The sequence below is a fragment of the Cellvibrio sp. KY-GH-1 genome (assembly GCF_008806975.1).
GTDB lineage: Bacteria > Pseudomonadota > Gammaproteobacteria > Pseudomonadales > Cellvibrionaceae > Cellvibrio.
Map to the genome: position 1 here is coordinate 471,242 of NZ_CP031728.1, position 11,503 is coordinate 482,744.

At 46.9% G+C, this 11,503-nt stretch carries 8 protein-coding genes; 6 read left to right on the forward strand and 2 right to left on the reverse strand.

Features of this window, described 5'->3' with window-relative positions; genetic code table 11:
• Positions 1-169 precede the first annotated feature (169 nt).
• Positions 170-3,724: a ThuA domain-containing protein gene (locus D0C16_RS01880; protein ID WP_151030763.1), complete on the forward strand. Its 3,555-nt coding sequence runs from the start codon at positions 170-172 to the stop codon at positions 3,722-3,724.
• Positions 3,725-3,815: 91 nt separating this feature from the next.
• Here D0C16_RS01880 and D0C16_RS01885 read toward each other — a convergent pair whose 3' ends face one another.
• On the reverse strand, positions 3,816-5,192 hold the full coding sequence (locus D0C16_RS01885) for an aspartate ammonia-lyase (protein WP_151030764.1): 1,377 nt from the start codon (positions 5,190-5,192) through the stop codon (positions 3,816-3,818).
• Between the two features lie 268 nt (positions 5,193-5,460).
• Here D0C16_RS01885 and uvrB point away from each other — a divergent pair, with 268 nt between their 5' ends.
• Positions 5,461-7,473: an excinuclease ABC subunit UvrB gene (gene uvrB, locus D0C16_RS01890; RefSeq protein WP_151030765.1), complete on the forward strand. Its 2,013-nt coding sequence runs from the start codon at positions 5,461-5,463 to the stop codon at positions 7,471-7,473.
• A 104-nt stretch (positions 7,474-7,577) separates the two neighbouring features.
• Here the strand turns inward: uvrB and D0C16_RS01895 are convergent, their stop codons facing one another.
• The gene (locus tag D0C16_RS01895; protein WP_151030766.1) at positions 7,578-8,816 is read right to left on the reverse strand and encodes an acyltransferase; all 1,239 of its coding nucleotides are present in this window, start codon (positions 8,814-8,816) and stop codon (positions 7,578-7,580) included.
• Between the two features lie 168 nt (positions 8,817-8,984).
• On the opposite strand from D0C16_RS01895, the gene D0C16_RS01900 reads away from it, so the two are divergent.
• The 4 genes from D0C16_RS01900 to D0C16_RS01915 are packed head-to-tail and all read left to right on the forward strand — an operon-like array spanning position 8,985 to position 11,482.
• Positions 8,985-9,854: a LytTR family DNA-binding domain-containing protein gene (locus D0C16_RS01900; RefSeq protein WP_151030767.1), complete on the forward strand. Its 870-nt coding sequence runs from the start codon at positions 8,985-8,987 to the stop codon at positions 9,852-9,854.
• A 45-nt stretch (positions 9,855-9,899) separates the two neighbouring features.
• A complete protein-coding gene (locus D0C16_RS01905; RefSeq protein WP_151030768.1) occupies positions 9,900-10,280 on the forward strand; it encodes a hypothetical protein in 381 nt (126 codons plus the stop codon).
• A gap of 39 nt (positions 10,281-10,319) precedes the next feature.
• Positions 10,320-10,793, forward strand: coding sequence for a hypothetical protein (locus tag D0C16_RS01910; RefSeq protein WP_151030769.1), 474 nt, complete (start codon positions 10,320-10,322; stop codon positions 10,791-10,793).
• On the forward strand, positions 10,790-11,482 hold the full coding sequence (locus tag D0C16_RS01915; protein ID WP_151030770.1) for an HTTM domain-containing protein: 693 nt from the start codon (positions 10,790-10,792) through the stop codon (positions 11,480-11,482). The genes D0C16_RS01910 and D0C16_RS01915 overlap by 4 nt, the downstream gene beginning before the upstream one ends.
• Positions 11,483-11,503 lie beyond the last annotated feature (21 nt).

The following is an 11,503-nucleotide window of genomic DNA, read 5'->3' on the forward strand; positions in this document are numbered from 1 at the left end:
TAGCTGGGTAAACCCGGGCGTACAATTTTTACACCACTGATAAGATCTAATGCCGCTGATAACATCAGCGGCATTTTTATTTCAGGGAGTAGGCTGTATTTCGTTAGCGAGTCACTTTTTTAGCTAAACTCAGTTTATAAAACCACTCTACAACAATAAGGGTTCATCTATGTACCTGTCTATTCCCGGCATTCAGACTATTTGTGATCGGCGCTGGATTACTACCAAAAAAATGCTGCAAGGGTTATCTGTGTTTCTTCTCGTCGGGTTGATGGGGTGCGATAAGCCTGCACCACAAAATCTGGAGTCAGAATCAGTTCCATCGTCCGCCTTGGCGAGTCAGGTTACTCTGAGTGGTGCGCGAGTCCTGGTGTTTAGTAAGACGGCGGGTTTTCGTCATGATTCCATTCCGGCCGGTTTGGCGGCGCTGGAACAATTAGCACAGCAACATCAATTTACGCTGGTGGCAACGGAAGATGCCGCGCAATTTAGCGATGAAAGCCTGCGTCAATTTAATGCGATTATCTTTTTAAGTACCACTGGGGACGTGCTGGATGATGCCCAACAATTAGCGATGGAGCGCTTTATTCAGGCGGGCGGGGGCTTTGTTGGTATTCACGCAGCAACGGATACCGAATGGCAGGGAGATTGGTTTTGGTATCGTAACCTGGTGGGGGCCGTATTTAAAAACCATCCCAATGATCCCAGCAATGTACAAACGGCAACTGTTCAGGTAGTTGATAAAAATCATCCCGCAACCGCGGCACTTCCTGACACTTTTTCGCTGGCAGATGAGTGGTACAACTTTCGCGATATTTATGAATTTATCCATGTGCTAGCCAAAGTGGATGAGTCTACTTATCAGGGTGGTGAGCACAATCATGATCATCCTATTTCCTGGTATCACGACTACGATGGTGGTCGCGCGTTTTATACCGCGTTAGGGCATACCAACGAAACCTTTTCCAATCCGAACTTTTTACAGCAGTTAACCGGCGGACTGACTTATGTGGTGGGTTTAAATCATCGCAATGGATTTCAGCCCCGTTTGGATTACACCAAATCGCGCCCGGAAGATAATCGCTTCATAAAAAAAACCTTGGTGGATAAATTGGATGAGCCTGTCAAGCTTGCTTTTTTTCCCAATGGCGATGCATTAATTGCCTTGCGTCCAGGGCGTTTTCAGCGGGTGGATTACAAAACCGGCCAGTTAAGCGAGGCGGGTACATTGCCGGTCGGGTACGACAAATTTATGGAGTTGGGTTTGGTGGGTGTGGCTGTCGATCCGGATTTCGCCAGTAACCAATGGATATATGCCGCTTTTACCGTCGCTAGTGAAGTGGACGGCAAAAAGCATCTGCGCCAACGGCTCGCGCGGTTTAAATGGAATGGTCAGCAAGTGGATGTGAAAACTGAACAGGTGTTGCTGGAGTATTCGATTGATAATAATTGCTGCCACACAGGCGGTGATTTGCAATTTGGCAGTAATGGCGAATTGTTTTTTTCAACCGGCGATAACACCAATCCCCATGACCAGGATGGTTATGCACCCGTCGATTTTCGTGCAGATATGAAAAAAAATGATGCCTTGCGCAGTGCGGGTAACACCATGGATTTGCGTGGCAAAGTGTTGCGAATAAAGCCAAAAGCAGATTCCGGCTATGAGATTCCTTTGGGCAATTTATTTACGGATGCCAGCATTGGGCGGCCGGAAATTTATGTCATGGGTGCACGTAATCCTTACAGCCTTACGTTTGATAAACAGACCGGGCATTTGTTTTATGGCGATGTAGGGCCGGATGCAAGCAAGGATTCTGATCAAAAAGGTTCACAGGGTTATGACGAGATTAATCGCGTAACCGCGGCCGGAAATTTTGGCTGGCCCTTGGTAATTGGTAAGAATCATGCGTATAACTTTTTTGATTACGTCAGTAAAAAATCGGGTGATTTCGTAGATCCCTCTGCGCCACTAAATGTTTCACCGAATAACACTGGAGCAAAAGAGTTACCGCCGGCACAGCCGGCATTTATTGCGTACCCTTATGGCATCTCAGATGATTTCCCGGAAATGGGAACCGGTGGGCGCACCGCAATAGTTGCCGATGTTTACCGCAATAACGAGTATCCGGAATCGATAAATCGGTATCCGTCCTATTACAACAATAAATTATTTATTGTGGATTTTATGCGCACCTGGGTGAAGGCGGTGAGTTTTGATGAGCAGGGGCGCATTCTAAAAATAGAACCTTTTGCCCCGCAAATCAGTTATGCCTTGCCGATCGATGCGCGCTTTGCGCCGGATGGAACCCTGTATGTATTGGAATACGGCATGTCCTGGTTTACCGGCAACCCGGATGCCCGTTTATCGCGTATCGAATATGTCGGTGCCGGTAATCGCCCTCCGGTTGCGCAAGTTCACGTGGATAAAACACGCGCGGGTATCCCAACAAAAATTGCGGCGTCGGCAAAGCAGTCAGTGGATTTGGACGGCGATAAAATTCAATTTGAATGGAAACTGAAATGTATTGCTGCAAGCTGCATTGAACAGTATTTGGGTGATGCACCGGAAGTAAGTGTTGAAATTGATATGCCCGGTGAATATCAATTAACGCTTACTGTTTCAGACACACAAGGCGCAAAAGCGTCGGTACAAGAATCCCTTGTGATTGGTAATGAACCACCGTCAGTAACACTCTTATCTGAAATGAATAAGAGTTTTTACTGGCCGGATACGAAAAACTTTGCCTACGAGTTCGCCATTATCGATAAAGAAGATGGTTTAATATCCGCGATTACTAACAACAATCCGTTTGTGCAATTCGGCTATCAGTCAGCTCTCTCGGAAAAGTCACAGGGCCATCAAAGTGTCAGTTTAATCGATCAAGGGAAAGCACTGGTTGATGCGAACAACTGTTTCGGATGTCATAAAATCGAAGAAAAAGTGGTAGGTCCTGCGTTTCGCGATGTAGCGAAAAAATACCAAAAGGATGGGAAAGCACTGAAATACCTGGTGAACAAAATTGGCAACGGTGGCGCGGGCGTTTGGGGCGAAATGAATATGCCGGCATTCTCTGGTTTGAGCGAAGCAGATCGCACGGCCTTGGCGACCTATGTGTTGTCGTTAACTGAAGACAATGCGCCAAAATCCTTGCCACTGACGGGCAGTGTGGAATTAAAAGCGCACGGCAAAACTTTGGGGGTAGCGAGCGGCCCCTATAAGGCAACAGGCGAATCCTACAAGTTTGCAGTGACTTTTACCGATAATGCAACCAATGGTGTACCGGCGATTCAAATCCAGAAAGAGTTTGGCTTAGTACCGGCCCGGCTTGATTTTGCCAGTGTCATTAGTTCTGCATCGTTAGGTAAATTGGTGAGCATTGACAAGTACAAAGAGCAAGATGTTATTAATCTCAAAGCTGGGGATGGCTGGGCTGGTTTTACCTTCGGCGATTATGATTTAACGGGTATTAATAAACTAATGATCGGTGCTTACTTTTTGCGTGAGGCGAGTGCCTGGAATATAGAAATTTATCAGGATAATCCCGATGGTGAACTGTTGGGTGCGCTCACTGTAACCCCGGATAAAATTTGGGATTATTCGCGCGTAACTGTGCTGTTGAATAAACCAGTTAATGATTATGCGAAGTTATATATTCGCGTTAAGCCGGAAGGAACAACAACTGCAGAGCTGCGGTTGATGGATGTGGAGTTTTCCCGCAACTAAGGCGGGAAGACGATCTTTTGGTGGCAGATTGGATTAGGCGATTACCTTAGGTGGTGCAGAATCCAATCTGCTTAATCGATAGTTGCGTGGCTTACAATCCCCCGCGCGTTAATTTTTCCGGGTTCAACAAGGCTTCCAGTTCCGCTCGCCCCAGTTTGGTTTCTTCCTCCGCGACATCAATAATCGCACGGCCTTCTTGGTAGGCTTTCTTCGCAATAGCAGCTGCTTTTTCATAACCGATGAGCGGATTTAATGCTGTTACTAAAATGGGATTTTGCGCTAGCGCTTTGTTGAGGTTATCGCGGTTAACCTGAAATGGCGCGATGGTTTTATCGGCTAATTCATTGCAGGAATTGCTGAGCAGTTCAATTGATTGCAATAAGTTGTACGCAATTAATGGCAACATCACATTTAGTTGGAAGTTGCCTGATTGCCCAGCAATACCAATGCTTACATCATTACCCATCACTTGGGCTGCTGCCATGCACACCGCCTCTGGAATTACCGGGTTTACTTTGCCGGGCATAATAGATGAGCCGGGTTGCAGAGCCTGGAGTTGAATTTCACCCAATCCTGCGAGTGGGCCGGAGTTCATCCAGCGCAGATCATTGGCAATTTTCATCAGGCTTACGGCGAGTGTTTTTAATTGGCCGGAGATCGCGACAGCAGTGTCTTGCGCGCTCATGTGCGCAAAAAAATTATCGGCTGGTAAAAATTCCAGATGCGTTGCTTCTGATAAATTTGCTGCAAATCTGGTAGCAAATTCTGGGTGGGCATTAATGCCCGTGCCGACAGCTGTACCGCCCTGGGCAAGGCGCAATAATTGTGGTAATGCCATTTGTAAGCGCACGTAGTTACTTTCAATTTGGCTGGCCCAGCCGCTGATTTCCTGACCCAGCGTAATCGGCATGGCATCCATTAAATGGGTGCGACCAGTTTTCACCACATCCATCAGGGCTTCCGATTTGCCCAATAGGCTGGTGTGCAATTCTTCCATAGCAGGGTAGAGCTGTTGTTTTAATGCGAGTGCAGCGCTGATGTGGATTGCACTGGGGATTGTGTCATTGCTGCTTTGGCTCATATTGACGTGATCATTGGCATGTACCTTTTGTCCCGCCAGGTCGCTGGCGATATGGGCAATGACTTCATTCACGTTCATATTGGTACTGGTGCCAGAACCGGTTTGGAATACATCTATCGGGAATTGGTCGATGTAATGACCCGCCAGCAAGCTGTCACAGGCGGCACATATAGCCCAGGAGATATCTTCATCCAGCAGGCCCAACTGGCGATTGGTCAGGGCGGCCGCCTTCTTTATATGGACAACGGCATGGATAAAACGCGGGGGCAGGGTCAGGGTACTAATCGCGAAGTTGTCCAATGCACGCTGGGTTTGAGCGCCGTAGAGTGCGGTTTTGGGCACCTGTACATCACCCATGCTGTCGTGTTCGATACGAAACTCGCTCATAAAACCTCCTTGGGCTGCTGACATCGGCTGTCAGTGCCGGGTATTAGTCTGGTTGATGCCAAGTCTAGTTCTTTAAAGAGATATTGGCATCATTGGGAGCAGGAAGCTTTGCAGTGTTGTTTCCAAGACACGCCGTGAACCCATCCATGGGGGCTTGTCGTCGACGTCCCTGTTTCCGACAGTCTTGGAAACAACACTACAAAGCTTCTGAGACCTTGTGCATTAATTTTCGCTACAATCCCATTTTTCAATTCACGTTTGAGTCGCTATGAGTAAACAATTCGTTGTAAACAGTGAATTCGCGCCCGCCGGGGATCAGCCCACAGCTATTGAAGGCTTGGTACAAGGTTTGGATGCGGGCCTGGCCCACCAAACCCTGTTGGGGGTCACCGGTTCGGGTAAAACTTTTACCATCGCTAATGTGATTGCGCGCATGCAGCGGCCCACATTAATCATGGCCCACAACAAGACGCTGGCTGCGCAGCTTTACGGTGAATTTAAAGAATTTTTCCCCAATAACTCTGTGGAATATTTTGTTTCCTATTACGATTACTACCAGCCTGAAGCCTATGTGCCCTCGTCAGATACTTTTATCGAAAAAGATTCTTCGGTAAATGAACACATTGAGCAAATGCGCCTCTCGGCTACAAAATCTTTGATGGAGCGCAAGGATGCCATTGTAGTGGCGACAGTTTCCGCTATTTACGGTTTGGGTGATCCCGAGTCCTATATGAAAATGCTGTTGCATATAGTGCGCGGCGATAAAATTGACCAGCGCCAAATTTTGCGCCGCCTCGCGGAGTTGCAATACACCCGCAACGATATGGATTTTGCACGCGCCACTTATCGTGTGCGTGGTGAAGTGATTGATATTTATCCCGCTGATTCTGATATGGAAGCGGTGCGCGTGGAATTGTTTGACGATGAAGTAGAACAAATTTCCATTTTCGATCCACTCACCGGCGAAGTGCTGCACAAAGTAGCGCGTTATACAATTTATCCAAAATCTCACTATGTAACGCCGCGCGAAACGGTGTTGGAGGCGATCGAAAACATCAAGGAAGAGTTGCGCACGCGTTTGGAATACTTGCGCGAAAATAATAAATTAGTAGAAGCTCAGCGTTTGGAGCAGCGCACTCGTTACGATTTGGAAATGATGCAGGAATTAGGTTATTGCAACGGCATCGAAAACTATTCCCGCTTTTTATCCGGCCGCGAATCTGGCGAGCCGCCTCCGACCTTGTTTGATTATTTGCCGCAAGATGCTTTGTTAGTAATCGACGAAAGTCACGTGACCATTCCACAAATTGGCGCCATGTACAAAGGCGATAGATCGCGTAAGGAAACCTTGGTTGAATATGGTTTCCGTTTGCCATCGGCATTGGATAATCGCCCCATGCGGTTTGATGAATGGGAACGCATTGCGCCACAAATGATTATGGTGTCCGCAACGCCGGGTAAATATGAAGCTGAAAATCAGGGGCAGGTAGTAGAACAGGTAGTTCGCCCAACGGGATTAATCGATCCAATTATTGAAATTCGCCCGGCTACCACACAAGTGGATGATGTGCTGTCTGAAATTCGTTTGCGTGTGGAGCAAAACGAACGTGTATTAATTACCACACTGACCAAACGTATGGCGGAAGACCTCACTGAATACCTCAGTGAACACGGTGTGAGAGTGCGCTATTTGCACTCGGATATCGACACAGTAGAGCGCGTAGAAATTATTCGCGATTTACGTCTCGGTCAATTCGATGTGCTCGTCGGTATTAACCTGCTGCGTGAAGGTTTGGATATGCCGGAAGTATCGCTGGTGGCTATTCTGGATGCCGATAAAGAGGGCTTCCTGCGTTCAGATCGCTCGCTGATCCAAACCATTGGCCGCGCTGCGCGTAACGTGAATGGTAAAGCGATTCTCTACGCCGATAGAATTACTGGCTCCATGCAGCGTGCTATTGATGAAACCGATCGCCGCCGCCAAAAACAAATCGACCACAACACCAAACACGGCATTGTTCCAAAAGGCATCAACAAAAATATCACCGACATCCTGGAAGGCTCTGTCGTTCCTGGTGCCGGTGGCCGTAGCGCGCGCAACAAAGCCATGGCCATCGCCGAAAAACAAGCCAAATACAAAGTGGAAGTTAACCCCAAAGATATTTGGAAAACCATCGAGCTGCTTGAAAAACAAATGTTCCAGGCCGCAAAAGATTTGGAATTTGAAGTGGCGGCAAAACTGCGCGATGAAATTGATAAGTTGAAGAAGCAGGCAATGTGATTGCTATTTCCATCGGGGCTCAATGAAAAGGGTTCAACAGCATGGACACATAGCGCGGATTTAAACAGGGTTCAATAAATTGAACCCCTACGTAGGGGCGCAATTTATTGCGCCCTTGTTGTTAATGGTGCCTGCAAATGTTGTTTGATATGGGGGCCGCCATTTATTCCAAACAACACCCGCAGCCCCGGAATGGGTGTAATCAATTCAAACAATCCCCAACAGCTTAGCACTACTAATAAAATCACGACAAAGGGTTCCAAAAAACCTCCCAGGTTAAAGGGTGTTAACCAATACGCGAACACGATGATAAGCGTTTGGTGCAGGATATAAAAACAAAACACGCCTGAATTTAAATAGCGGATGAATGGATTACTACGAGTAAGCCAATGCTGGCCCCAGGCGATAACGCAGAGCATCCATAGCCAGCTATTTGCGGACCATAAAATCCCGTTCATCGATTGGGCGATGACGCCGTCACCCAATGTCCCACCGTGAAATTCGAAAAGTGTGTAGCTGTAGCTAATAGATCCGGCGATTAACAGATGCCAGCGGATGTTTTTCACGCTGCGCCATAGGTGGGGAATTTGTACCACCGCAAACCCCAATGCAAAACTTAAGAACGAACGGCCGTGGTTAAACCAATCGTCGATTAAGTTATGGGTAACCGGGTGTTCTGCATAGAGAAGTGAGCCATTGATATAAAAACCGGCAATCGGGAGAAATACTAGGTGCGTCAGCAGCAAACGAGCGGAGAACCAGCGCCATACAGATTGCATCAATCGGCTGTGCAGTAATGGATAAACTGTCGCCACTGTCAGGGTGTAAACGAAAAGGTAGGGCAAGTACCACAAATGGTTCCAAGTGAAGTGCATTGTGCCGATAGTTTTGTGGCCTTCAAATTCGGCGCTTTTTTGATCCAGATAAGCATACCAAAACTGCCAGTAATCCAATCCTTCAATAATGTGTTTGGATTTTGCTTCGATATAAACCTGTGGGACAACCACCACCAGCATTCCGAACAAGAGCGGCAGCAATAATTGGCTAAGGCGTTTGCCTAGTGATTTCCAATTCGCATGCTGGGGTAAAAAGAGCGCCAGGGCTGCGCCGCTAATTAAAAATAATAACGACATGCGCCATTGATTGGACCAGAGCATCAGGTTCGCCAGGGCTTCACTTTGGTATTGGCTTTTGTAGTGAAAGCCCCAATCCGCCACATAGAGCATACCGGTGTGGTACAAAATTAATAATCCAAAAACGGTTACCCTTAGGCCATCTAATTCAGGCAATCGCGTTTTAGTGTTAATGGATAAAGGATCTTCGGGCAATTTTTCCTGCGGCATTTTTTACTTCCTGCAATACGTGTTGAACCGCTATCCTAGGTGATGTCCTTGTTGCAATGATTCGTTAAGTGATTGATTTACATCATTCTGTGATAAGCGGCAGCCGGCTGTGACGAGATTGCGTGACATACTCCGGGCGTAAACACCAAAGCAACGATAGAGAAAATCATGAGCAAACAACCCCCTGATATTTACCAGCAACATTTTCTCGCGCATCCCCGCCTATGGGGTTGGGGGCTGTTATTAGGCTGGTCCGGGTTTAATGTGCTGGTACTTGCTACGACCAAGTTAATGGAAATAAAACGCGATGGGCACGACATTGCATTCTGGCAACCCTTATCCTGGGAGCTGTCCAGCGCATTCATGATTTTATTGTTAATACCGGTGGGGGTTTATATTCATGATCGATGGCTGGCAAATCTATCCCTGAAAACCTGCATAGGCTTTCATGTGTTGCTGACCATTCCCTTTTCGTTATTACATGTGGGCGGCATGGTAGGCCTGCGCCATTTGTGTTATTGGGTGATGGGTGCTGATTATTATTTCGGCAATATGGCAACTGAGTTGTTGTACGAGTACCGCAAAGACGCTCAATCCTATTTAACATTATTGTTAGTGATATTTGGCTTTCGTTTGATTTATCGACGCCTGCAGGGCGAAGCGACTTACCTCACGGAAGAAGAGGAAAAAGAGTCAGCAGGGTCTGAAAAAAGCCCAGAGATCCTACTAATAAAAAAACTGGGGCGTGAATTTCTAATTAAAACGGCCGATATAGAATGGGTTGAAGCTTCAGGTAATTACGCCAATTTACATGTGCGTGATAGTGTTTACCCCATGCGCACTACTATGGATAGGCTGGAGAAGCTATTACCTGCCGATTTTGTGCGCATCCATCGTTCCAGTATTGTGAATTTGCACCGGGTGCAGCAGGTGCAGGCTATGGATTCCGGTGACCATGAAATAACACTTTATGGTGGCAAGACGCTGGTGTTATCGCGACGCTATAGGGATAATTTTAAAAGTCAGTTAAGTTTATAAAATTTAGGTGTTGCTTAATTATTGTTCTTTACTCAAGGAAAAAAAATGTTAAAAGTAGTAGCTGGGGTTTTCGTTATTGTTGGTTCTCTCTGTACAAATTTTGCTGCGGCAAACGAGGAGGCGTGTTTGTTGGAGGGGTCGGTCAGTATGATGGGTGTCAGCCTGGAAATTAATGACTGCCTGCAAAATAAAGGTTTAGCGGCGGCCAAGTTTAAAGAGGCTTGTACTTCAATGAGTAAAATGTACGTTCCTATGGGTGGGCAACCGGCAAAGTTAACCTATCTGGATTCTTGCCCGACTCCAGCGCAAGGAATCTGCGAAAACATGGCGAAGCAACCCTTGGATTCCTACCACTACTCAACGGATGCGGGAACCTTGGCGGGAGCACGTGCAAGTTGTAGTCAGAGTGGTGGAAGCTGGCAATAATTTTTTTGGTTGTTTATTTGCCAAGGCCGGAGGGAATGAATGAAAATTTTTCCGCTAATCAAGCTAGTGCTGCCAATTGTTTTTCCCTCCTGGCGCTTTTTCAGCAGCATTGGTCCCTCTCCAAGAATTGATCTGGCTTTTTTTAAAAACGAGGGGGAGTCACCTGAAATTTGGATTCCCTTTCGACCTATTCCTCTGCAAATCACTATTGGTCAACACCTCACACGGCTTTTTCATAGCCCCAAGTGGAATGAGCGGCTGTATATCAATAGCTGTGCAGAGCGATTATTTGAAGGTGGAGATTCATTTTATCTCACCGAAATTTCAAAACGTTTATTGATAGCGATAGAGCAGGGTGAGATTCCTGCCCCGGAAAATGCCCGCTTTATGCAATTTCGTATTCGTGCGATTTACAGCGAAGATACAGATGCAAATAAAATGGGGCAGGTGAAGGATGAGCTGTTTTTGCAGTCGCCTACTTACGCGCTGGTAAATGCAGAGGTTAACGCATGACTCTGGAGATGGCAGTGCGCTTTGCCGAAATATTGCTTGGATTTGCATTGTTGCAGCAAAGTCTGGAGCTTTTGCGTAGTTACGGGTTGGAGAAAAAGTTAGCCCTTCTTCGTGCGCCACTGGCGATTCTATTGATGCTGGGTATTTATCCTGTTTGGGTGGAAACCGCACTGCTTGCTAGTTCGATTTTATTGATCAAGCGTTTCCAGGGCCCTTATAACGGCGGCAGCGATACAATGAGTATTCTGGTGCTCTTGTGTTTGTGGCTTGCGAATCTCGCGCCATCACCTATGTGGCAGGAAATCGCCTTGGGTTATTTAGCGCTGCAATTGACACTCTCTTATTTTCAGTCGGGTTTGGTGAAAATTGAAAATGCGGAGTGGCGATCCGGTAAAGCGTTGCGTGAAGTATTTGCACTGACGGCTTATCCGGTGAGTGAGTCTCTGCGTTCTTTGGCGAACAGGCCGCAGCTACTATTGAATGTATCCAGGGCGGTGATCCTTGGTGAGTTGTTGTTTCCGCTAACTCTTTTGCACTCCATAACACTGACAATTGCATTGGTGTTTGCTGGTGTATTTCACTTGGCAAATGCAGTTTTATTTGGCTTGAATCGCTTTGTATGGAGTTGGTTGGCGGCCTATCCGTCCGTAATTTGGTTGCAGGGTAGGTTTAGTGAAATGACTTGGTAAGGGGTCTTCTGTAAACGCTAG